This window comes from Archangium minus (assembly GCF_044360475.1).
Taxonomy (GTDB): Bacteria; Myxococcota; Myxococcia; order Myxococcales; family Myxococcaceae; genus Archangium; species Archangium minus.
On record NZ_CP043494.1, the window covers coordinates 13,128,499 to 13,149,761 of the forward strand.

The 21,263-nt window shown below is 67.1% G+C and carries 21 protein-coding genes; 11 read left to right on the top strand and 10 right to left on the bottom strand.

Annotated features, from left to right (window positions below):
* Nucleotides 1–53: 53 nt before the first annotated feature.
* The 4 genes from F0U60_RS54330 (at nt 54) to F0U60_RS54345 (ending at nt 3,947) form a co-directional block, all read left to right on the top strand.
* Nucleotides 54–425, top strand: a complete 372-nt coding sequence (locus tag F0U60_RS54330) for a hypothetical protein (protein WP_395812447.1) — start codon at nt 54–56, stop codon at nt 423–425.
* Nucleotides 426–2,356: 1,931 nt separating this feature from the next.
* A complete protein-coding gene (locus tag F0U60_RS54335; protein WP_395812449.1) occupies nt 2,357–2,569 on the top strand; it encodes a hypothetical protein in 213 nt (70 codons plus the stop codon).
* 179 nt (nt 2,570–2,748) lie between these two features.
* Nucleotides 2,749–2,928, top strand: a complete 180-nt coding sequence (locus F0U60_RS54340; protein WP_395812451.1) for a hypothetical protein — start codon at nt 2,749–2,751, stop codon at nt 2,926–2,928.
* 404 nt (nt 2,929–3,332) lie between these two features.
* Nucleotides 3,333–3,947: a hypothetical protein gene (locus F0U60_RS54345; RefSeq protein ID WP_395812453.1), complete on the top strand. Its 615-nt coding sequence runs from the start codon at nt 3,333–3,335 to the stop codon at nt 3,945–3,947.
* 537 nt (nt 3,948–4,484) lie between these two features.
* On the opposite strand, the gene F0U60_RS54350 is transcribed toward F0U60_RS54345, so the two are convergent.
* Nucleotides 4,485–4,643 (bottom strand): hypothetical protein, encoded by a 159-nt coding sequence (locus F0U60_RS54350; RefSeq protein ID WP_395812455.1) that lies wholly within the window; start codon nt 4,641–4,643, stop codon nt 4,485–4,487.
* A 599-nt stretch (nt 4,644–5,242) separates the two neighbouring features.
* Here F0U60_RS54350 and F0U60_RS54355 point away from each other — a divergent pair.
* Nucleotides 5,243–5,413 carry a hypothetical protein gene (locus F0U60_RS54355; RefSeq protein WP_395812457.1) on the top strand — a complete coding sequence of 57 codons (171 nt, stop codon included), beginning with the start codon at nt 5,243–5,245 and terminating at the stop codon, nt 5,411–5,413.
* Between the two features lie 99 nt (nt 5,414–5,512).
* On the opposite strand, the gene rsmG is transcribed toward F0U60_RS54355, so the two are convergent.
* The 4 genes from rsmG to F0U60_RS54375 all read right to left on the bottom strand — a co-directional run bounded on the left by rsmG (nt 5,513) and on the right by F0U60_RS54375 (nt 11,432).
* Nucleotides 5,513–6,175 (bottom strand): 16S rRNA (guanine(527)-N(7))-methyltransferase RsmG, encoded by a 663-nt coding sequence (gene rsmG, locus F0U60_RS54360; RefSeq protein WP_395812459.1) that lies wholly within the window; start codon nt 6,173–6,175, stop codon nt 5,513–5,515.
* A 98-nt stretch (nt 6,176–6,273) separates the two neighbouring features.
* Nucleotides 6,274–8,124 carry a tRNA uridine-5-carboxymethylaminomethyl(34) synthesis enzyme MnmG gene (mnmG, locus tag F0U60_RS54365; RefSeq protein WP_395812461.1) on the bottom strand — a complete coding sequence of 617 codons (1,851 nt, stop codon included), beginning with the start codon at nt 8,122–8,124 and terminating at the stop codon, nt 6,274–6,276.
* Nucleotides 8,125–8,233: 109 nt separating this feature from the next.
* Complete coding sequence (locus tag F0U60_RS54370) at nt 8,234–10,246, bottom strand: ATP-binding protein (RefSeq protein WP_395812463.1); 2,013 nt, start codon at nt 10,244–10,246, stop codon at nt 8,234–8,236.
* On the bottom strand, nt 10,206–11,432 hold the full coding sequence (locus F0U60_RS54375) for an ABC transporter substrate-binding protein (RefSeq protein WP_395812465.1): 1,227 nt from the start codon (nt 11,430–11,432) through the stop codon (nt 10,206–10,208). Before F0U60_RS54375 ends, F0U60_RS54370 begins: the two co-directional genes overlap by 41 nt.
* A 200-nt stretch (nt 11,433–11,632) precedes the next feature.
* On the opposite strand from F0U60_RS54375, the gene F0U60_RS54380 reads away from it, so the two are divergent.
* On the top strand, nt 11,633–11,956 hold the full coding sequence (locus F0U60_RS54380; protein ID WP_395812467.1) for a hypothetical protein: 324 nt from the start codon (nt 11,633–11,635) through the stop codon (nt 11,954–11,956).
* 6 nt (nt 11,957–11,962) lie between these two features.
* Here the strand turns inward: F0U60_RS54380 and F0U60_RS54385 are convergent, their stop codons facing one another.
* On the bottom strand, nt 11,963–12,475 hold the full coding sequence (locus F0U60_RS54385) for a cupin domain-containing protein (RefSeq protein WP_395812469.1): 513 nt from the start codon (nt 12,473–12,475) through the stop codon (nt 11,963–11,965).
* A 321-nt stretch (nt 12,476–12,796) separates the two neighbouring features.
* On the opposite strand from F0U60_RS54385, the gene F0U60_RS54390 reads away from it, so the two are divergent.
* Nucleotides 12,797–13,357, top strand: coding sequence for a Uma2 family endonuclease (locus tag F0U60_RS54390; RefSeq protein WP_395825897.1), 561 nt, complete (start codon nt 12,797–12,799; stop codon nt 13,355–13,357).
* Between the two features lie 24 nt (nt 13,358–13,381).
* Here the strand turns inward: F0U60_RS54390 and F0U60_RS54395 are convergent, their stop codons facing one another.
* On the bottom strand, nt 13,382–14,086 hold the full coding sequence (locus F0U60_RS54395) for a hypothetical protein (RefSeq protein WP_395812471.1): 705 nt from the start codon (nt 14,084–14,086) through the stop codon (nt 13,382–13,384).
* A gap of 129 nt (nt 14,087–14,215) precedes the next feature.
* Here F0U60_RS54395 and F0U60_RS54400 point away from each other — a divergent pair, with 129 nt between their 5' ends.
* The 4 genes from F0U60_RS54400 (at nt 14,216) to F0U60_RS54415 (ending at nt 17,804) form a co-directional block, all read left to right on the top strand.
* On the top strand, nt 14,216–15,607 hold the full coding sequence (locus tag F0U60_RS54400; protein ID WP_395812473.1) for an AAA family ATPase: 1,392 nt from the start codon (nt 14,216–14,218) through the stop codon (nt 15,605–15,607).
* Entirely contained in the window at nt 15,604–16,344 is a 741-nt protein-coding gene (locus tag F0U60_RS54405) for a hypothetical protein (RefSeq protein ID WP_395812475.1), read from the top strand. Before F0U60_RS54400 ends, F0U60_RS54405 begins: the two co-directional genes overlap by 4 nt.
* A gap of 318 nt (nt 16,345–16,662) precedes the next feature.
* A complete protein-coding gene (locus tag F0U60_RS54410) occupies nt 16,663–17,319 on the top strand; it encodes a hypothetical protein (RefSeq protein WP_395812477.1) in 657 nt (218 codons plus the stop codon).
* A 2-nt stretch (nt 17,320–17,321) separates the two neighbouring features.
* The gene (locus tag F0U60_RS54415) at nt 17,322–17,804 is read left to right on the top strand and encodes an SMI1/KNR4 family protein (protein WP_395812479.1); all 483 of its coding nucleotides are present in this window, start codon (nt 17,322–17,324) and stop codon (nt 17,802–17,804) included.
* Nucleotides 17,805–18,834: 1,030 nt separating this feature from the next.
* Here the strand turns inward: F0U60_RS54415 and F0U60_RS54420 are convergent.
* The 3 genes from F0U60_RS54420 to F0U60_RS54430 are packed head-to-tail and all read right to left on the bottom strand — an operon-like array spanning nt 18,835 to nt 21,229.
* On the bottom strand, nt 18,835–19,785 hold the full coding sequence (locus F0U60_RS54420; RefSeq protein ID WP_395812481.1) for a type VI immunity family protein: 951 nt from the start codon (nt 19,783–19,785) through the stop codon (nt 18,835–18,837).
* Nucleotides 19,782–20,270 carry a serine/threonine protein kinase gene (locus tag F0U60_RS54425; protein WP_395812483.1) on the bottom strand — a complete coding sequence of 163 codons (489 nt, stop codon included), beginning with the start codon at nt 20,268–20,270 and terminating at the stop codon, nt 19,782–19,784. The genes F0U60_RS54420 and F0U60_RS54425 overlap by 4 nt, the downstream gene beginning before the upstream one ends.
* A gap of 2 nt (nt 20,271–20,272) precedes the next feature.
* A complete protein-coding gene (locus F0U60_RS54430; protein ID WP_395812485.1) occupies nt 20,273–21,229 on the bottom strand; it encodes a DUF2381 family protein in 957 nt (318 codons plus the stop codon).
* Nucleotides 21,230–21,263: the final 34 nt, after the last annotated feature.

Consider the following 21,263-nt stretch of genomic DNA (forward strand, 5'->3'; position numbering starts at 1 on the left):
CTGTTCCACGTGGAACGCGCCCGAGCCGGGGGAACACCTATCCTGCACCGCGCATGAAGCGACTCGCAGGAAGACAGGTGGTCGTGGCGGGACTCTTCTCCGCGAAGGCTCCGGACCCGGCGGCCCAACTCGAGCACCTCGCCGGGCGCGTTCGCGCCGGACAGGGCACCGTGGTCGGACAGGTCCTCCAACGGCGTGGAGTCTCCCGCTCCAGGAGGCCGGGGGGCGCCCAGCACCTGGAGCACCCCTTGTCGGAGAAGACGCTGCTCGGCGCGGGGAAGGCGGAGGAGCTCGCGGCGCTCTGCCGAACGACCGGGGCCGACCTGGTCCTCTTCTGGAATCCGCTCACCGCGCCCCAACGCGAGACCCTCGAAGCGCTCACAGGCGTGGAGGTCCGGGATGCGGCCTCGCTCGGGCTCGACTGAGAGACACCGCGCGTCCCTGGGGCGATGTTCCACGTGGAACGCGCTTCCGCGGCGAGGGACCTCCAGAACCAGGGATGCGGAGCGGCGGGCGCTCCAAACACTTCGGATGGTGAACCCGGACTGACGTTCCACGTGGAACGCGGACGCAGGGAGCCCCAGCGCCCGAAACCGAAGTGGTGGAGCAACGCCTCCGGCTCAAGGCGCCTCCACGCCCCAAGGTGAACGGCTCGCTGGCAGATGCGCGGCATCGCTTCTGGCGTTCCACGTGGAACACACCCTGCCCGAAGCCCCTCCCCTTCTGCCTTGTTCCACGTGGAACACGTGTTCGCAGGGAGCCCAAGAACCCGAGACCCGAGTGGTGGGCTCCCCCCCCCGGCTTCCTCCCCGGGTGTAGACGACCCGCTGGCAGATGCGCGGCATCGCTTCCGGCGTTCCACGTGGAACACGCCCTGACCCAAAAGACGCCCTCCCTGGCCCCCTCCACCTTGTTCCACGTGGAACAGGCCTCTGCCCGGAGGCGCCCTCCCCTTCTGCCTTGTTCCACGTGGAACATGCTGCTGCGGCGAGCGGCTTCCAGAACCAGGGAGGCAGAGCGACGCCCCGGACGCTTTGGACGGCTCGCTCGGGCTGCCGTTCCACGTGGAACAGGCCTCTGCCCGGAGGCGCCCTCCCCTTCTGCCTTGCCCCAGGTGGAACACGCTTCCGCAGTGGGGTCCTCAGCGGCGCCCCGAAGACCCGGTCGGTACGTTCTGCCAACGATCCATGCGGAACACCCCCTGCGCGAATGTGCCCTCCCCTTCCGCCTTGTTCCACGTGAAACGGGCGCTCGCGCGGGAGCCCAGTTCCGGAGAACGAACCTGAGAGGCTATTCCTGCGGATGAGCGTTCCACGTGGAACATGCCTCCAGCCTGGAGCTACCGCGCCCCCGGGCGTGGAGGACGGCTCGGACATCCGAGGCCTCGCATCCAACGTTCCACGTGGAACACGCCCCTGCCCGAAGCCCCTCCCCTTCTGCCTTGTTCCACGTGGAACAGGCTTCGGCTGTGGTGCCCCTCCTGGCGCTGGGGGTGGTTGGTGCTGCGCCCCGGAAGACCCGAGGGGTTCGAGGCGGCGTTCCACGTGGAACAGGCTTCGGCTGTGATGCCCCTCCTGGCGCAGGGGGGTGCTGCGCTCCGGAAGACCCAGGCGACAGGTCGCGTCGGAGTTCCACGTGGAACACCCCCTGGCAGGGTGCCGACCCCACCGTTCCACGTGGAACACGTGCTGGCGGGTGAAGGACCCCGTTCCCTTTCACGGAGCAGGGGCTGCTCTCGGTCGCGTTCCGTTTCCGGTCCAATGCGGGCGTCCCCGGCAGAGCCCCCTTGTGCCAGGCTTCGGCGAAGCGGACCTGCGCAGAGGACCCCATCCCCTCCCCCTGGACTCCCGTTCCACGTGGAACACGCCTGGACTCGGAGGGGCCCCTCCCTCCCAGCGCAGCGGGCCAGCCTTGTCCGTGGAGATGGGTGCCTTCGTCCCAACGAGGAGCCTTGCCGCTTCGTGCCCCGCTCTGCTCAGGAGGACTCGGATGGCGACCCTGTCGTCGGTGTCTGTGAGGTGCACGACTGGGCCGACCTGTGAGTGATGGCAACGGCGTCACCTGCCCCGGTTGCCGTGGGCTCTCTCCTCACCGGGTCCGTGACAGTGGCGAACATCGGCACGCGCGAAGCCTCTGGGCGCTCGCTCTTCTTCGCGCTTCTCGCGAGCGTCTCGTACGTCTCCGCGAGCACCCCGACGGGGTCGTCACCGGCCACAGCGTCGTGTGCCCTGGAGGTTTCGTGCAGGAGTTGGCCACCACCGCACCACGCTGTCCGCGGTGGCGGAGCACGGGTCCCAACCAGGAGCCATGCTCGGCCTGCCGCTCGTCTCGGAGCTCTACGAGCAGGGACTCCGAGGTGGCCGGCGACGCGTTGCACCTGCTGGAGCGCGAGCTGGAGGTGCTCGAGCGTTCCTGGGCGCCCCTCGCCCAGGTGGGACCGGATTCGAGCAATGCTCCGAGCGAAGCCCGCTCGCTCTCGCTCCATGAGCACCTGCTCGAAAGAGTCGGCTTCCTTCGTGCGGCCATCCGCGTCGCGCGCGAGGCCGGCGGCTTCGTGCGCATCGGCTGAGTCCAGCCACCGCATCACGGTCCGCGCCCCAGTGCAAAGCCCCATGCCATGAGGGGATTCCCCCCACAGGTTCTCGCCCCGAGCCTCGTGCCTAACTTCCCGTCTCTCGGAGCTCGACACCGAGCACCCTCTCGGACCTACAGGGTCCGCCCAGGTGCTCCTTCACCTCGTGAGGGGGGATGAAGATGGAAGCCATCCTGCGACTCGCCGAAGTGGCCTCGAGTATCGCGCGCACCGCCGAGTCCGCTCAGGTCGTCAACTTCATCGCCGTGTCGCTGGTCATGTTCCTCATGGCCGTCGTCTGGCTCCTGCTCAGCCGCAGGCGCGCTCCCCCCAGGCCTCGGCGTCGTCGCCGGTAGGTGGGCGTAGACCCTCACCCCCACCCTCTCCCAGAGGGAGAGGGAGCCGCCCTCCCCTCCCCCAAGTGCACACCGCGAATACCGTGGAGGGGTGGAGCCCCCGCGTCTCGCATCCACGGTGCCGCAGCGGGTAATGGACCCGGGCCATTCGCCCACCGCGCCAGCTCGCGCTCACCAGACCCGGTCACCCGACCGACGCTGGGCAGCTGTCTTCATGGCACAATGGTGGACAGGGGGTTCTCCGTGTCCTTCAGCACGTCGTCCACGAGCGTGAGCCTTTCATGAGGTCCGTGATTCCGGTCCTCCTGCTCTCAGTTGGTTGCGCCACTCCCACGTCGCCCTCGCCCTCCGCTTCCGACGCCACACTCGCCCGAGGGCCGTGGTCAGAGGTGCCCGCTGTGGAGATGCCGACGGGAGATACCTCCATTCCCATCAGCCTGCTCCAGGACGTGGCCAACGCGATCCTCAGGCGCCCGGGAGCCAAGGTGTGTGACCCCGTGTCGAAGCGGCCCATTCCCGGCCTGTCCACCGAGTACTGCTCGACGGTGTATGTCGCCGGCTCCTCCGACGCCCTCTCCTGGCGCGTCACCGAGCCCCTCAAGGGAACCCACAACCGCTGCAACCCGTTCTTCGTCGTGAAGGATGAGGACTACCCGGCCTCGCAGGTGTGGGTCGTGGGCTATATCCACAACCATCCGTGCGGCACGGTGCCCTCTTCACTCGATCTCAGAGCGTGGCCCACGGACGCGTTCAAACCTTATGTGGCCATGGCGGAAGTTCGCCTGGTTCCGGGCAACCCGATTCCGGCCCTCCACAAGAACACGGCCATCGAAATGGCCTCGGCGCTGGTGGCCGAGCAACAGGACGGCACACGCATCTACCTGCGCTATTTTCCCACGGGCGAAATCCAGCAGTGGAGCGCTGTGAAGACGGACTGGATCACTCTCGGCCGCTGCACCCCACGCAGGGACAGCCGCGCGCCTCAATGCGATGAACCTCTCAGATTGTTGCGCGAGTAGGTGCCAACCATGTGGCGACAACCCGGGAGAACAGACTCAGCCCCTCACAAGCACCCGTGGGGTGAAACGCCGCGCCTAGGACCATCGTATCGGGTGCAATTCTGGAGGCAGGGATGATCAAGGCGTATGCGCTCGCAGGGCTGGCGGCGATGCTTCCGGGATGTGCCGCGCCCGCCAAGGCCTGGAAGGGAAAGGTGGAGTGGCCTGACCATTACGCAGGCAAGGACATCGTCCCGTTCATAGAGGCGAGAGCCGCGATCGCCGCAGCGGCCGCTGTCCGCGAAATGGTGCGCACCAACCCGTTTCCAAATCTGTTCTGGGGATGCGCCACCCCTGAGCAGGGGCTGGACGTCGCCGTCTACACGGGCCCAACCCCGGGCTTGTATTACGTGCTGGTGGACCAACGCTTCGATCGATGCGGAGGCCCGACCGTGCGAGTGCTCGACGGATGGTACGAATACGCCGTCACGCCCCAGGGTGATGTGGTGGCGGAGGCCCCCTACCCGCCCGAGGAAGACACCTCCGCCGCTCCCAGCCCTACTCCTCCGCCCGGGCAAACACCGCCACCTGCCGCTCCGCCCCCAAGTACAGGAGCCGATACGCCCGCGCCCGCAGCTCCGCCTCCAGCTGAGCCTTCCCCCACATCACCACCACCCGCCCCTCCGGAGCCAGGTCCAGCCGGTCCGACAGTTCCATGAAGGCGCGTCCGTGGCCGTGGAGCCGCCACCGTAACGCCCGCAGCGCAAGCGAGAGGGTGCGGAAAAGGTGAGAGGCGCCCGCCGCCAAGCGAGCGCCTCTCTGGGTCGTGACCGCCTGAGCGGACACGCGTCGAAAGTTCATCCATCCACAGAACGAGCAGGCTGCTTCACCTTCGCGGCAGTCCGCTCTGAGTCCTGTTTCTTGTTTCTCCTGGAGTCCGCTCCGATTCCTGTTTCCTGTTTCGCTTGGAGTCTGCTCCGATTCCCGATTCCGATACGGAATGGATGCGCACCACGCGCGCTGTAGTCAATTGGGTGCATGCGTTTGAGCGCCCCTCCTCCATCCCGTCGAACGCAAGCTCCACGCAACAGTACGCGGCGGTTGAACGTCCTGACCAGGGCCCACCTCGCGCGTGGCCACCACTGAACAGGAGGCTTCCCCGGGGTGCGCCGCCCCTCCAGGTTCTTCGCTTCGGACCGCATGCCTACCTTCCGGCAACTCCCCACCGCCAAGGGGAGCCAACCCAAGGAGCGCCTGCGCGGACACGCGTCGAAAACCCTCGCGTGCGCTCCTTCAACCCAGGAGTCGTTTACGCAATGGAACCCTCTTCAATCATCACCGTGGCGACCGAGCTCGCGACGTCCGAGCTCGAGCCCGTCGATGTGCTCGTCTTCCTCTCCGTGGTGCTCGTGCTGTTCATGCTCGCCATCACGTGGCGCGTCCTGAACGTGATGGAGCGCTCGACGCAGCTGCGTCGGCGGCGGTGAGCGGATTCGCCGAGCAGGGAGTCACCGGGCTCCTCCTGTCCGAGCCCGGCACTCCCTCCGCCCTCCTCCCCCTCCCTGTGAGCGGGGAGGAGGCCCGGCTCACTCCCGCTTCGCGAACGCCGCCACCTGCCGCTCCGCTCCCGAGAACGGCAGCCGGTACGCCCTCGCGGAAACCACCGTGAGGCCCCGCTTCTCCGCCTGCGCTCGCAGCTCGTCCTCGCCCAGCGCCTTGCCCAGCATCGCCACCACGTGCCCTCCCGGCGCCAGGTATGCCGGCGCCAGGTCCAGCCAGTCCGGGAGGTCCATGAAGGCGCGGGCGATCACCCGATCCGCCCTCGGCAGCCCTTCCGCGTCCGGCTTGCCCTCCGCGCGCGAGTGCACCGCCTTCGTCCCCGTCAGCCCCAGCCCCGCCACCGCCACCACCGCCTTCAGGTACCCCACCTTCTTCCCCACCGCGTCCACCATCGTCACCGCCAACGACGGCCTCGCCATCTTCAGCGGCAGCCCCGGGAAGCCCGCTCCCGCGCCCACGTCCAGCACGCTCCCCGCCCCCTCCACCTCCGGCAGCACCGCCAGCGAGTCCAGGAAGTGCTTCTCCAGCACCTCCTCCTCCGCCGTAATCGCCGTCAGGTTCACCTTCGCGTTCCACTTCAACAGCTCGCCCATCAGCCGGTGCAGCTTCGCCGGCACGTCCTCCCCCACCGTCACCCCCAACGCCCGGCACCCCTGCTGAATCTGATCGGCGAAGCGCGCGTTATCCACAGCCGGCCCTCCCTGCTTGGGGTCTCAACCCCTTGAAATGATTCACACCTTGGGCTTCCACAAACTTGCCCACACCTTGTCCACACCCCCCTGTGCGATCAGACACCGCACGCGCGAGGGCCTCCGGAGCCCCCTACCCCGCTCCGCTTGAGCGCCACGAGCAGCAGGGAGAATGCCGCCGGCGTCAGCCCCGGTATCCGCCTCGCCTGCCCCACCGTCGCCGGCCTCACCTTCTCCAGCTTCTCCACCGCCTCCGCCGACAGTCCTCTCACCCCTCCGTAGGAGAAGTCCCCCGGAATCCTCCACCCGTCCCACGCCTCCGCCTCCCTCGCCGCCGTCCGCTCCGCCATGACGATGTAGCCCTCGTACTTCACCTCCACCTCCACCTCCTCCACCACGTCCAGCGCCAGCGCGGGCCACCCCTCCGGCTTCTCCGCCGCCAGCGCCGCGTACGTCACCTCGGGCCGCTTCAGCCGCGCCGCCAGTCCCGTGCGCTTGAGCCGCGCCACCTCCTCCGCCACCGCCCTCCCCCGCGCCTCCACTCGCTCCAGCACCTCGCGCGACACCAGCCCCACCCTCGCCCCGTGCTTCGCCAGCCGCAGATCCGCGTTCCCCTCGCGCAGCTTCAGCCGGTGCTCCGAGCGGCTCGTGAACATGCGGAAGGGCTCGTCCACCCCCTTCGTCACCAGCTCGTCCACCAGCACCGCTCCGTGCGCCTCGTCTCGACCGAGCAGCAGCGCTGGCTCGCCCTTCACCTTCAGCCCGGCGTTGATGCCCGCGTACAGCCCCTGGAACGCCGCCTCCTCGTAGCCGCTCGTCCCGTTGAGCTGTCCGGCGAAGTAGAGGCCCTCAATCGCCTTCGTCTCCAGCGTCTCCTTGAGCTGCGTGGGCGGCGCGTAGTCGTACTCCACCGCGTAGCCAAAGCGCGCCACCTCCACCTTCTCCAACCCCGGCAGCGTGCGCAGGAACTCGAGCTGCACCTCCGCCGGCATGCTCGTGGACAGGCCCGCCGGGTACACCAGCGGCGAGTCCGGGCCCTCGGGCTCGAGGAAGACCAGGTGCCGCTCGCGCGCGGAGAAGCGCACCACCTTGTCCTCCAGTGACGGGCAGTAGCGCGGGCCCCTGCCCACAATCTCCCCCTGGAACAGCGGCGAGCGGTGGATGTTGTCGCGCAGAATCCGATGCGTCTCCGCCGTGGTGTACGTGAGCGCGCAGGTGACGGCGGGCTGGCACGGGAAGGCCGCGTCACCGAGCGTCCACTTCGTGCGCAGTGACAGCGGGCGCGGAGGGAAGTCACCCGGCTGGGGCTCGAGCGCGGCCCAGTCGATGCTGTCGCGCAAGAGGCGCGCGGGCGTGCCCGTCTTGAAGCGGCCCAGCGTGAAGCCGAGCGAGCGCAGCGAGTCCGACAGCCCCTTCGCCGCCTCGTCGCCGAGCCGTCCGCCCACCTCCTTCTTCTCGCCCACGTGCATGAGCGCCTGGAGGAAGGTGCCCGTGGTGAGCAGCACCGCGCGCGCCGCCACCTGTGTGCCGTCCCCGAGCACCACGCCCGCCACGCGTCCGCCCTCGGCCACCACGGAGGACACCTCGGCCTCGTGCACGGTGAGGTTCGGCTGCGCCCACAGCACCGACTGCAGGGTGCGCGCGTAGGCCTCGCGATCGCACAGCACGCGGGTGGCCTGCACGGCCGGACCCTTCGAGGCGTTGAGCGTCTTGAAGTGCGTGCCCGCCAGGTCCGCCGCGCGGCCCATCTCTCCACCGAGCGCGTCCAGCTCGCGCACCAGGTGGCCCTTGGCGGTGCCGCCCACGGCGGGGTTGCAGCTCATGACGGCGGCGCGCTCGCGCTTGAGGGTGAGGCCCAGGGTGGACAGGCCCATGCGCGCGCAGGCCAGGGCGGCCTCGCAGCCTGCGTGGCCGAGGCCCACCACGATGACGTCGTACCGGAGATTCATTGTCGGCAGGAAGGGAAGCGAGCGGGCGACTCAGGCGTCCCCGCGTGGTGCCTCACTTCTCACGCGGAGCACCCGGGAAGGCAAGCCGCGTGGTGCGCCGGAGCGCTCCTCAGGCGGCCTCGCTCGACACCTCGCCCGCCGGCAGCTCGACGGTGAACGTGGCCCCCTCCCCCGGACGGCTCTCCACGGAGATGGAGCCGCCGTGGGCCCGCACCACCTGGAGCGTGAGGTAGAGGCCGATCCCCAGCCCTCCGAAGTGCTGCTCCGGCACCCCGCGGTTGAACGGATCGAAGAGGTGCTCCTGCTCGCTCTCCGACATGCCCATGCCCCGGTCCTTCACCACGAAGCGCACCCAGCCGTCCCGCGGCGTCACGCGCACGTCGATGGGCTTGCCCTCGCCGAACTTCACCGCGTTCTGCAGCAGGCCCGTCACCACCAGCTCCAGCCGGCGTGGGTCCCACTCGCCGACCGCCGGGCCCCGCAGCTCGCGCACCACCTCGGAGCCGCTGGCCACAATCTGCCGCTGCAGCCCCTCGAGTACGCCCGCCACCACCTCACGCAGGTCCACCCGCTTGCGCCGCAGCATCAGCGCGTGGCCCGCGAGGAGGTGCGACACGTCCAGCAGCTGATCCACCAGCAGCCCGAGCCGCCGCGTCTGCCACTCAATGGAGGAGAGCTCCGCGAGCAGCATCTCCGGCGCCAACGGGGCCCCGCTCCGGCCGCGGCGCAGCAGGCTCTGCAACCGCAGCTGGAGCGGCAACAAGGGCGTGCGCAGCTCGTGCCCGGCCACGGACAGGAACGTCTCCCGGAGCCGAAGCGCCTGCTCCGCCTGGCGGTAGAGCCGCGCGTTGTCGATGGCAATGGCCGCGCGCCGCGCCAGCTCCTCGGCCAGCGCGAGCTCGGCGGGCCCGTAGCGCCCCGGCTCGACGGCGGCGAACGTGATGGCGCCCAGCGCATGCCCTCGAGCCACCAGCGGCACCGTCAGCAGGCTCTGCAGGCCCAGCTTCCACGCAATCCGAAAGTGCTCGTCGTCCACGCACACCGCGCGCAGCGAGTCCTGCGTGACGTGCGGCTCTAGCACCCACCGGCCGGTGCGCATGGCCACCGCCGCCGGCACCTTCGAGCCCGGGCCGGGCGGGTAGCGCCGCTGGAGCTCCTCCAACAGCGGCATCTTCGCCGCGTCCACGTGCGCCCCACTCACCCGACGCAGCTCCCCCTCCTCCACCAGGTCGATGACGCACCAGTCCGCCAGGGTGCCCACGCACACGGAGGCGATGCGCGGGAGCACCTTCTCCAAATCCAGCGACTCCAGCAGCACCCCACCGGCCTGGGCGAGGAAGGCGGAGGCCATCTCCGAGCGCTGGCGCTCCTCCAGCTCCTTGCGCAGCGACTCGCGCATCTCGTTGATGGCGGCGCTCACCTCGTCCAGCTCGTCCTGGCGCACCCCGCCCGTCGCCGCGCGCTGCAGCACCAGGGGCGCGTCCAGGTGCTCGGTGTCCAGGCCTCGCGTGTAGGCCGCCATGGTGGCCAGGTGCTGCGTCACCAGGCGCTGGAAGAGGAAGAAGGCGAAGAGGGCGAAGACGAACGTCTTGCCCGCCTCCGTCGCGAGCGTCACGAGCACCCGGCTGCCGAGCTGGGCGTGGATGTCCTCCAGGGTGGCGCCCACCCGGAGCGTCCCGAGGAAGAGCGAGCCGCGGTACAGCGGGAAGTCGCGGGTGAGCTCGCGTTGCGCGCCGTCACCCGCCACGTAGTGGGTGCCCAACGCGCTGTCCACCTCCGCGAGCGCGATGCCCGGCAGCGTGGTGATGCCCTCGAGCTGCATCTGCAAGAGGGCCTCGTCGAGCGACCAGAGGCTCTCGGCGATGCTCTGGGCGTAACCGGAGCGAATCTGCTCCACGCGCTCCTCGAGCCCCCGCACCTCGCGCCGGTAGTCGGTGACGAGCTGCACCAGCGTCCCCAACAAGCTGACGGCCACGCTGAAGAGCAGGATGTAGAGGAGCAGCCGTCGGCCGAGCCGATTGCCCGAGTGCAGCCACCGCGAGCCCCAGGGGAAGCCCGGCCCGCGCGTCTGCTCGTGCGGCTCAGGGTCGGGGCTTGTGCGGTGGAGGGCGGGGGGTTGCATTCGAGTCCAAGCGTCCGCCCGGCAAGCGGCCATCCCGCTGTGCGAACAAGGTCTGGAGGGAGAAATCGTAGTGCGTCAGGCGGGGGTTGGCTGCTTTCGAGAAGGCCCGGAAGTCGAATGCTTCCCAATCCGGCTGAGCGAGCGCGTCCTGGTAGCCCGCGACGTTGGCGCGCGTGAGGGGGAGGAAGGACGTGTGCCACTCGAGCCGCTCCGAGGCGAAGTCGCGCCCCTGGGCATGGTCGTAGAGGAGCACCAGGGCCCAGGCCCCCTCGAGGAAGTGCCCCCCGAGGCTCGTCACCAGCTTGCCCTCGCGCACGGCCTGGAGCGCCTGGGGTGTCCAGTCGATGCCCCCCACCCACACGTCCTCGCCCGGGCGGCGGCCCACGTCCTCCATTCCCCGCACGGCCCCCAGCGCCATGTCATCGTTGGCGGCCCAGACGACCTGAGCCCCCGGGTAGCGGCGCAGCAGGAGGAACGTCTTGCGCCGGGCCTCGTCCCCCAACCACGAGGCGGAGACGCTCTGGAGGAGCTCGGCCCCCATCCTCCCGGCCAGGGCATGATGCAGCCCCTCGTTGCGCAGGATTGCGGAGGTATCGCGCCGAGGCCCCTCGAGCGCGACGAGCCGGACCGGTGTGTCCGGGGAGCTCCCGTGCGCCCGGGCCGCCTCGAGCAGGAGCAAGGCCAGCCGCTCCCCTGCCCCCGCGTCGTCCGGCAGCATCTGGCCGAGCCAGTGGAGGAAGTGCTCGCGCGGCCCTCCAACGCGTTGCCGGTCCTCGGGCCTCAGCCCGGAGTTGATGACGAACACCGGGACGCCGGCCTGCTCGGCTACCTCGAGAATCCGGGTGCCGATGCCGCGGTGAATGGAGGTGATGAGGTAGTCGGGCCGCTCGGGCCCGCTCACCAGCCGGCGCGTCTGCTCGAGGATTTCCCCCGGCCAGTGGCTGAGGACGTAGTCGACGAAGTCGATGCCGAGATCATTCGCGGCGGCCCGCATGGCGCCCACGACGTTGCGCCGGAAGGGTCTGTCCGGCAGCGCATCGAGGAACACCACGCGCATGCGCCTGGGCGCCGGAGCGGCGGGGGTGGACGGTGGGGGCGCTGGAGCCCCGGGCGGCGCGGCCCCCACGAGGAGCAGGAGTGACGCGAGGATGACGCCGAGACGCCATGGGAAAGCGGACCTGGGCAAACAGCGCCCCCTTCTGCGCGCGGACGGGAACCCCACGGGACGAGCGTAGCGTTGGATGGGAGCCGGCGGGAAACCGACCCCCCTCCCGAAACGCTCACCCGTGAGCGCTCCGCGGCGGGTTGTCGGACGCCTGACGCACCCTGCCTTGACGCAGCGTGAACCTCGGGAGAGACAGGGGCCTCCCTGCTGGGGGGACTCCTATGAAAAAGACCTTGTTGCTCCTGTCGTGCTTGCTGTCCGCCAGCTGCGTCACCAAGAAGGCCACGCAGTTCGCGGTGCCGAAGGAGCGCGCCAGCGAGTGCGCGACCCACTGCAACGACCTGGACATGAAGCTCGCCGCGGTGGTCATCATCAGCAGCTCGGCCGGGTGCGTGTGCGAGCCGAAGGAAGCGCAGGCGCACACGGGCAACGGCGCGGCGGCGGTGGTGGGCGGAGCGATGATCGCCGAGGAGGAGGCCCGGCAGCAGGAACAGCAGGAGCGGCAGCGGCAGCACCAGTCCCCCTCCATCCCCCGAAGCCAGTAGAGCGGCCTACTTCCCCTCGGGGAGGGTGAAGGACTCTACCGTGTCGAGCGGGCAGAGGGAGACAGTGCTCCCGACGCGGACCATGCGCTTGTTGTGGCGGGGGAAGTCGGCGACCTCCATCTCGCGCCGCTCGCCACCGGAGAGGTAGACGAGGTCCTCGGAGAAGGTGTTGCGCAGGTGGTGCCCGACGGACGGGGTGGGGAAGCCGAGGAAGTCACCCGGGCCCACCTCGTGCAGCTCGTCGCCAATCTCCGCGATGCCGCGGCCGGAGAGCACATACATCCACTCCTCCTCGAGCTGGTGCGAGTGGAAGACGAAGGACTCCTTGCCGGGAGGGATGCGGAGCAGGTGCACGCCGAGGCGGCGCAGGCCCACGAGCTCGCTGAGCGAGTGGCCGTGAATCTCCGACTGAGGGTTGAGCGGGTGCTGCTGAGACTCGGTGGGGATGAGGGCGCGATCGGCGGCACGGGAGAGAGGAGACTTGGGCGCGGCGGGGCTCTTCTCGAGCTTCTCGGACATGAATCGCTCCAGGAGGGAGAGGGACCCGGGTTCTAATCCCTTCAGGGAAGAGATCGAAGGGGATGGATGCTCCCTCTCCCTCCGGGAGAGGGTTGGGGTGAGGGTATCCGAGCCCGTTCTTTCAACCCGTGGCTCGCTGGGGAGACAACCGTCCGCGCGCATGCCCGGGCCCCGACAACGAGGCGGAGAGGTGACCTTCAATATCAGGTAGGTATACTTGATGTCACGGGTAGGATGTAGCCTTCGGGGATGAACCCAGAAACCAGCGAAGCACCCTGGACGCCCCTTGAAGAGACACGCCCGGCTGCCCATGCTCCAGACATGGGCGGCGACCCGAGACGCAAGAGGACCTACGCGGACCTGGAGGCGGTGCCGCCCCACCTCGTGGCAGAGCTGGTGGACGGCGAGCTGTACACGAGTCCCCGGCCGGCTTCGCCCCATGCACGCGCACAGAGCGCACTACTGGGTGAGCTCCACGGCCCGTTCAACCGGGGGAGGGGAGGACCGGGAGGCTGGCTGCTCCTTTTCGAGCCCGAGCTGCACCTGGGAGAGGACGTGCTGGTGCCAGAGCTGGCCGGCTGGCGCCGCGAGCGCATGCCGGAGCTGCCGCAGGTGGTGGGCTTCACGCTCGCGCCGGACTGGGTGTGCGAGGTGCTCTCTCCGTCCACGGCGGCACTGGACCGGGAGAAGAAGATGAAGGTCTACGCCCGCGAGGGCGTGCGCCACCTGTGGATGGTGGACCCGTTGAAACAGACGCTGGAGGTCTACGGACGTGAAGGCGAGCGATGGGAGCCCATGGGCACGCACACAGGCCAGAGCCGGGTGCGCGCCGAGCCCTTCGCATCCCTGCAACTGGAACTGGGCGAGCTCTGGGCGCGCTGACGCGGATGCCCGCTTGAGTCCACCTCAGGGCGAGGAAGGGCCAGCCGGGAGGGCATTGAGTTCGCGCAGGCCCTCAATGACTTCCTTGTACATCTCCTCGTGGGGGCGTCGGGCCTGCGGGTGGCTCGTCCAGACGAGCAGGGTGTCGAGCACCTTGGGACGAAGCCAATACATGGACGGAGTCGTCGAGGTCTTTGAGGTCTTTTCCCAGGTGCTCCAATGCTCGTCGAAGAGGATGGACTTGGCGATGTCCCCGACACCACAGGCGATGATGATGTGAGGGGCGTAGAGGCGGATCTGCCGGATGAGGAATCGCCGGTCCCGATAGGCGGCGGCCCACAGGTGCGAGTCGACGCTGGTCTCCTTGCCGCCGCATTTGTTGAGATTGACGACGGCGATCTTCGAGATGGCCTCGCGCCGGGACTCGACGGTTGCGCCCCGAACCGCCTCCCAGGGAGGACCCCCCTCGAGGATGCCACGCGTCCAATAGGAGATGACGGTCCACGTCCGCCCGATGCCGCCATCACCCACCACGTCGAAGAGGTTCCAGGCCTCCGCGTTCTCGTCCGCGTTGACCTCCTTGAGGAGGAAGAGCACCCGAAGAGGGGCGTTCCAGTACGACGAGCCCTGGGCCATCCCGTCCGGGTAGAAGCGGCGGTTGCCCTGCGCGAGGTGTTGCTTCCACTCCGAGAACAGCGCCGCCTCTTCCTGCTCGATGCTTGGGTTCATGGGTTCCCCCTCTGAGTTCCGAGAGGCTTGCACCCCGTCACCGAGCGCACAACCCGGGTGGGGCGAGTTCAACCTTCGTGATACACCGCCCGCGTCTGGCGCCGAGGTGGGCACCCTTCGAGGAGCGACATGGCCACGAAAAGCCGGGGAAGAGCACAGCAAGCGAAGCGGAGTCGAGCTGGCTCGCGCAAGCCGGTGCCCGCGCAGCCGCAGCCCGTGTACTTCCTTTCATTGAGCCTCGAGAACGTGCGCTGCTTCGGGCCCGAGCAGACCTTGAATCTGTCTGATGGTCAGGGGCGCCCGGCAAGATGGACGGTCATTCTCGGCAACAACGGCATGGGCAAGACGACCCTGTTGCAGGCCCTCACCTCCTTCGAGCCTGTTCGGACAGCGCTATCGCCCACGACCCCCCTCTACATTCCCAGAGGGCACATTCAAAGCAGGCGCTTGTCTTGGTATCCCCTCCGCCACCAACGGGATATCGCCCAATTCTCCGCCAGCCTCACGCTCGGACGATTGCTGACCGCGGGTAGTGCCGGGGGGCGTGACATCAAGATGCATTATGATTTGACGCACGAAGGGCCCTTCAGCGCCATTGGTACCTACGAGACCATCCAATCCCTCGTATGTTATGGCTATGGTGCGACCCGCCGGATGGGGACCGGCTCGTTGTCCACTCCCAAGGACTCCCATCCCAGCGATAGCCTCTTCCTGGAGGATGTGCCGCTGAGGAACGCGGAAGAGTGGCTCTTGCAAGCCGATTACGCAGCCAGCAAGGAGTCACACAACCAAGGTTCGCCAGGCGAGGCCACGAAGCAGCGGGATCGCATCAAACAACTCTTGCTGGAGCTGCTTCCAGAAGTGAGCGACATGCGCTTTGCGCCTCCCGATATGCGCAACCCAGCTGCCCGGGTGGAGGTGCAGACCCCTTACGGTTGGGTCGCAATGCGGAGTTTGAGCCTGGGCTACCGGACGCTCATCGCTTGGATGGTGGACCTCGCGAGCCGCCTGTTCGAGCGTTACCCCGACAGCCCCAACCCGCTGGCCGAACCGGCGGTGGTGCTCGTGGATGAAATCGACCTCCACTTGCATCCGACGTGGCAGCGCCAGCTCATCAACTACCTGACCGGACATTTCCCCAATACCCAGTTCATCGTGACTGCACACAGCCCACTCGTGGTCCAGAGCGCCACGGACGCGAACATCGTGGTCCTCAAGCAGGAGGGTGACCATGTCGTCATCGACAACGACGTGGAATCCATCCGGGGCTGGCGCGTGGACCAGATTCTCACGAGCGATCTGTTCGGGCTGGAGACGGCCCGGCCGCCGCAGATTCAGGAGTTCCTCAAGGAGCGGACCGCACTCCTCTCAAAGTCCCGGCTGACGAAGAAAGACGAAGCCAGACTGCGGGAATTGGAATCCGCCATCGGCCCACTGCCCACGGGAGAGACGAAGACCGAGCGCGACGCCCTCGACCTCATCCAACGCGCCGCCGAGCGCCTGCGGGGAGGCCGGAAGTGATTCGCGTCCGCAAACCCGCCGAGCCGCCCGAGGTCCTCCGGACGAAAGGTGCGCGCGTTCAACGGTCCCAGTGCGCGGCGTACTCGCGCGCGCCCCGGAGCTACGAGAATGGAAAGCGCTCTTTCGAGTTCGACCCGAACATCTACGGCCATGAGACCGTCAAACGGGCGCTCCGGGAAGCACAGCACGGCAAGTGCGCCTTCTGTGAATCGAAGTTCGCCCACATCTCTTACGGCGACGTCGAGCACTTCCGCCCCAAGGCGGGATGGCGGCAGGAGGAAGGAGAGCCACTCGGCCGGCCCGGCTATTACTGGCTCGCCTACGAGTGGGCGAACCTGTTTCTGTCCTGCACGCTCTGCAATCAGCAGTTCAAGAGGAACCTCTTTCCTTTACGCACGCCGGAGCGCCGGGCTCGAAACCACAAGGTTGATGTGACGGCGGAGGACCCGCTGCTGCTCGATCCGGCGGTGGATGACCCCGAGGAATTCATCTCGTTCCGGGAAGAGGTGCCCTACGCAGTGAAGGGCAACGCGCGCGGGAAGGCGACGATTCGCACCCTGGGGCTACAGCGAGAGGAGTTGGCCGAGCAACGCAGGAAGCACCTGCGTCTGGTGAAAGCACTCCAGCAGATCATCGAACTCCGCATCCCAGAGGCAGAGGAGGCCCGGAACCAACTCCTGAGCATGCAACAGGACTCAGAGGAATACGCCTCGATGACCCGCGCTTTCCTGCGCTGAGTTCCGCAGCCACGAAAACACGATGGGCGAGGGCCCTCGCAACCCGCAGCGTGAAGTCAGTCGAGGACGCGGCGCCACCACCGCCGGGTTTCCTCGGGGTTGGAGCCGTGGAAGAGAAGACATGACCGCTCACGCCCGAGTCACCGCTCGACAGCTCGACGGTCCGCTGGAACTGCGCCATCACCCATCGATGAACGTACTCCTCGCCCTGCTCGTACCTTCCTCTGACGCATGGCGCTCCGGCGCTTGTCAGCCCCACCGGGTACTCCCTCGAATTGGCAACCCATCAGGGGGTGGCCCTCACCACGGGGAATTCCCATGAAGCTGGCCGGAGCGGTGGTGCTGTTGATGGTCCTCACCGGAAGCGAGACAACCCAGGGAACGGGAGGATCTGGCCCTTCGCCCTCACCGGGGGCCAGGCCCGCCGTGAAGAAGGAACTGCCCTGGCTGAACGTGCCGGGCGGGCGCATGAAGACGACCCTCTTCTACGGCCCCTGGCAGTGCCGCCGGGAGTTCATGAACGGGTGCCAGCAGGAGTGCGCCAGTGAGGGTTACAAGCTCATGGGCTGCATGTGGCTGGCCGACTTCAAGTTCGATTGGGAGGGAAGCCTCGTCGTCCTACCCGCTCCCGTCAAAGCCGGGAGCCGCTACGGCATCTATCACTGCTGCTGCAAATTCCCCACGCGGACGAAGGCGGAGAATGAGGCTGCGCGCAATGAGTGGCGCAATGGTATGAGAGCCTTTCGAAATGCGTGGACCGAAAAATTCGGAGAGTGGCCCGTCGAGAGCGGAAAGGCTTGGCCAGGGCACCACATCCGAGACCTCTGGCACTGGGGTGCTCCGCTCGACGGGAACAACATCATCCCGGCGGAGCCAACAGTCCACGATGTATTCAACCGAGAGTATCCGAAGTGCTACGATGGACAGGCCCCTTGGAATTCGGTGGGTCCCAACCTGCCCTACACAGACAACTGACGATGACTACCCCGATGAGCAGCCTGCTCGAAGAGGTCTCCCGCGACCACTTCCCGCATCCTCCCGCAACTCCCGAGGAGATCGAGGAGTTCGAGCGACGGGTGGGCTGGAAGCTGGACCCGGACCTGCGGGCCTTCTACCTGCACTGCAATGGGGCACGGTTGTTCGAGCCGCCTCCCTTCTCCCCATTCAGAATCCTCCCCCTGTCCGAAATCGAGAGAGGAAGGACGGCGATCTTCGGTGAGGATGACGACCAGTGGGGTCCTGCATCCATCTACGCGATCTGCGACGTGCAGGATGGCGATTACGTCATGGTGGACGTGAGCCGACAGGTTGATAGCCGCTACCCCCTCCTGGACGGTTGGAAGGAGGCATGGCGTAACAAGGAATACATTTGGCCGCTCGCCTCCTCCTTCTCCGCGTTCCTGGCCAAAGCGCTGCGGAGCAACGGACGCCAGTTCTGGTTGGACTCGCACGAAAAATGAGTGGCCCTGCTAACGCAGAGCCACACCGGAGGGCGGGAACCAAGAGTACCCAAAGTGCTACGACGGACAGGCGCCCTGGAAGTCGGTGGGTTCCGACGAGCTGCGAGGAAAGGGGTCGTTACCCCCTCTTCGACGGCGACCATGAAGCGTGGCCGGAGCCGGCCTACTGCAAGCAGATCGCCAGTTCGTTCTCGGAGTTCCTGGAGCAGGTGCTGCGCACCCGGCGCGGCCTCTACTGGCTGGGGGAATGAGACCATGTGGCCATGCTCATGAGTCACCCGAGGTCCCCCGAACGAAAGGTGCGCACGCTCGGCACTCCCAGTGCACGGTGTACTCGCGTGCGCCCCGATGAGAAGACGCCCTCCTCAGCTCATCCGCCTCGCGTCCGAAGAGGTCTCGTACCTCGAAAACTGCGGCGGCGCATAGGAGGTGTAGAGCGACAGCAGAAACGAACCCCCTCGCGCCACCAACGTTGACCCCCCTGGTTCGGTGCGCAGCGCCCTACCTCGCGAGCCCCGAGCCTGCGGTGCTGTCCAGGTCAGGCTCGCTTTCGCGAGTCGCTACGCGCCCCTGGACAGCGTCCTCGTCGCGGGGCGGTGGGCTGACTGCGTGAGGCCAGGGGCCTCACCGCAGGTGGGGTGGGGGTCAGAGTTCCTGTCGCCTGACACCTGCACCACCCGCCGCAATGACGACACGAACGGAGCGGGAATCCCTCGCGGCGCGACTGGCGAGAGCAGATGCGGAGTTACAGCGGGCGCAGCGCGGGTTGGACAGCACGCCGCACTCCAGTCCGCGCCCCAGCGCGCCTGCCTCCGCCAGCAGCGTGGCGAGGCTCTCCTCACCACCTCGTACAGCACCGTCCACTCCGGCGGCCTTCGCCGGTACTGGTCTGGACCCGTCTCAAGATGCACGAGTGGGTAGAGCGGCACATCTCCTGACTATGTCCAAAAACTTCGCGGACACTCCACTAGATGCTCATGGAACCCCGGAAACACGATGGGTGAAGGGCTCTCGCGACCCGCAAGTGATGTCAGTCGAGGAAGCGGCGCCACCACCGCCGGGTTTCCTCGGGGTTGGAGCCGTGGAAGGAGTAATGACTGGGACACGCGTACAACCAGGGCCCCAGCACACGTGCGAGCTCGCGGTACGCGGGGAGGATGTCACCCCGCTCCAGGTCTCCGGCCTCTGGCCACAGACCCAGCGTCACCACCGCGCGCTCGCGCTCCATCTCCTGGACAGTGACTCCGGGAGAATGCAACCGGGCGCGTAGACCCGCGACGCCGCCCACTGCCTCCAGCACCGGCGAACCCAGGAAGTTGAGCCAGTGCACCCCGTCCACGCGGGGCCCCTGAAACCTGCATCCATGAGTCACATCCAGCCCCGGGTAGCGGAAGGCCTCCGTGTGAATTCCCTCCAAGGAGGCACCGGAGTGGTTGGGAGAGAAGAAAGCGAGACCGGCGTGCCCGGAGGAGAAGGGCAGCAGCGAGGCCAGTTCCAAGGCAAGCTCGCGCATCCTCACGGGGCCGTGCGCCTCGAGGTACTCCGTGGGCCAGGAGAAGCTCACCAGGCTGACCTCATCCTCCACGGGCGTACGCCAGGGCAAGCCGGCCCAGTAGAAGAAACCGTAGCCGCTGACGCCCATATCGCCACTCGACAGCTCGACGGTTCGTTGAAACTGCGCCTTCACCCGTCGGTGAACGTACTCCTCGTCCTGCTCGTCATCGAGGAAGCGTTCCCCGAGAGGAGGGGAGAGTGCGGCACGGATTCGCTCCCAACTGTCTTCGCGCAGCGGGTTGGGCTCATAGCCCAAGGAGTACTCGGAGAAGAGTTCCTGCCCCGTACCCACGGCGCGCAGGTACACCTCAAGCGCGCGGCTCACCCGGTCCGCGAGGTCATGGTGGTCGAACGGCAGGTGCAGCACGAGCCTGACCACGTCCCGCTGGGAGTGACGGATTCGGGGAAGGAGTCGAGTGGCGCTCACCGGAACGACTCGACCACGAATACCGACACCGCGCCGTGTTCGAGGAGGGCACTCCCCGGCATGGACTCGGGCTTCTTCCGCATCTGGCCGCGACCGAGCCGAGCGACCGCGCAGATGGGCACCTTGTCGCCATCTGTCGGGTGCGCCTCATAGTACCGGACGACGACCTGAAACCCTCCGGTCCACACCTGCCCGTAAAGTCGCGTTCCGGGTTCCAGCGTCCCCAGCGATTCGGTCAAATAGCTTTCGAGCGGGCCGTCGTAAACGATGACGGGACTTGCATCGATCTGATTCGCGTCCAGGTGCGCGTCAGCGGCATCACCCACATGCATCCGCAGAATGCGCATCACCTCCAACGCCTTCTCGGAGCATTTCTCCGGTCCAGGACTGCCATCAGGACGCAGAGCCACTCCAGCAGACGTGCAGCCCGCGATGACAGGCAGCAGGATGACGACAGGGAGCGCAAGGGGCTTTTTCACAGACATGGTCAATGCGTTCCCTTCTCCTCTACAATCCGATGATCCAGGAGGACAACGGCCTGCTGAAGGCCGTCATGCCGGAACAGCTCGAGAACGAGATGAACAGGTCCATCCTCTGAAGTAAAAGCACTCTTGTCCGCAACGACAGCAACATAACCTGATTCGCCGCGCCGGATTTCTGCGTGACTCGCACGTAAGGCAAACGCCTTCCTCTCGCCTGTTCGTACTGGAGCCTCGTAGGATTGCCTGCTGAGCATGGCTGATAGCTGGACCTCCTTCAGCTTCCAAGGCACGTCCAGTTCGCGATTGGTCACATGAAACAGGACAGCCGCTCTCTGCATCTTCCTGGCGGAGTAGATGTAGATATCGACGACAGCACCCCCAAGTTCGACTCGCCACTTGCTCTCGCGACGAAATGGGGTGTTCTTCGATTCACCGCCAGCCAAGAGTGAGGCGTAGGCGTGATTGGTGGAGGCCTGCTCTTTTCGGAGTCGCTCGTTCTCCTCTTCGAGCGTGCGCTCCCGAAGGTAGGCATCTGCCAGTCGCCTGCGCGTGGCCTCCGGGGTCTCGAGGTCCAGGAACACGTCCACCTGATGATCAAACCGCCCTTCACGGGCCGTCACAGTGAAGGGCTGTTCCTTCCCGTCCTCAAGCGTCACCAGCAGGAGGAAGCGATCCTCGGGTTCGAGGTCTCGGAGTGGCTCGATGAGCACCCTCTTTCCATCACACCCCACAGGCTCGAATCGGCCCTCCCAGCCCAGCATCTTCGTTCCTGCCTCAATGCAAGGCTGCTGGAACCGGAGAACGGTGACCCTCCCCCCCTCGACATACACCGGGCGAACTTCGTCCCTCGGGCTGTCCGAAAGGTAGAGGTTCCGAGAGACGGGCTCGCGGTCCTTCGCTAGGGCCACAGACGTCACGAGGACGAGCAACAAGGCAGACCGGAGAAGTAAGAAGTTCCGCATGGAGCGAGCCAACCTATCCGATCATGTGAACGAA

Excerpts from the sequence above, each read along its gene's own strand:
- F0U60_RS54330 (WP_395812447.1), top strand. The coding sequence starts at position 54 with ATGAAGCGACTCGCAGGAAGACAGGTGGTCGTGGCGGGACTCTTCTCC.
- F0U60_RS54340 (WP_395812451.1), top strand. The coding sequence starts at position 2,749 with ATGAAGATGGAAGCCATCCTGCGACTCGCCGAAGTGGCCTCGAGTATC.
- F0U60_RS54345 (WP_395812453.1), top strand. The coding sequence starts at position 3,333 with ATGCCGACGGGAGATACCTCCATTCCCATCAGCCTGCTCCAGGACGTG.
- F0U60_RS54350 (WP_395812455.1), bottom strand. The coding sequence starts at position 4,643 with ATGGAACTGTCGGACCGGCTGGACCTGGCTCCGGAGGGGCGGGTGGTG.
- F0U60_RS54355 (WP_395812457.1), top strand. The coding sequence starts at position 5,243 with ATGGAACCCTCTTCAATCATCACCGTGGCGACCGAGCTCGCGACGTCC.
- mnmG (WP_395812461.1), bottom strand. The coding sequence starts at position 8,124 with ATGAATCTCCGGTACGACGTCATCGTGGTGGGCCTCGGCCACGCAGGC.
- F0U60_RS54370 (WP_395812463.1), bottom strand. The coding sequence starts at position 10,246 with ATGCAACCCCCCGCCCTCCACCGCACAAGCCCCGACCCTGAGCCGCAC.
- F0U60_RS54380 (WP_395812467.1), top strand. The coding sequence starts at position 11,633 with ATGAAAAAGACCTTGTTGCTCCTGTCGTGCTTGCTGTCCGCCAGCTGC.
- F0U60_RS54385 (WP_395812469.1), bottom strand. The coding sequence starts at position 12,475 with ATGTCCGAGAAGCTCGAGAAGAGCCCCGCCGCGCCCAAGTCTCCTCTC.
- F0U60_RS54390 (WP_395825897.1), top strand. The coding sequence starts at position 12,797 with ATGGGCGGCGACCCGAGACGCAAGAGGACCTACGCGGACCTGGAGGCG.
- F0U60_RS54395 (WP_395812471.1), bottom strand. The coding sequence starts at position 14,086 with ATGAACCCAAGCATCGAGCAGGAAGAGGCGGCGCTGTTCTCGGAGTGG.
- F0U60_RS54400 (WP_395812473.1), top strand. The coding sequence starts at position 14,216 with ATGGCCACGAAAAGCCGGGGAAGAGCACAGCAAGCGAAGCGGAGTCGA.
- F0U60_RS54410 (WP_395812477.1), top strand. The coding sequence starts at position 16,663 with ATGAAGCTGGCCGGAGCGGTGGTGCTGTTGATGGTCCTCACCGGAAGC.
- F0U60_RS54415 (WP_395812479.1), top strand. The coding sequence starts at position 17,322 with ATGACTACCCCGATGAGCAGCCTGCTCGAAGAGGTCTCCCGCGACCAC.
- F0U60_RS54425 (WP_395812483.1), bottom strand. The coding sequence starts at position 20,270 with ATGTCTGTGAAAAAGCCCCTTGCGCTCCCTGTCGTCATCCTGCTGCCT.
- F0U60_RS54430 (WP_395812485.1), bottom strand. The coding sequence starts at position 21,229 with ATGCGGAACTTCTTACTTCTCCGGTCTGCCTTGTTGCTCGTCCTCGTG.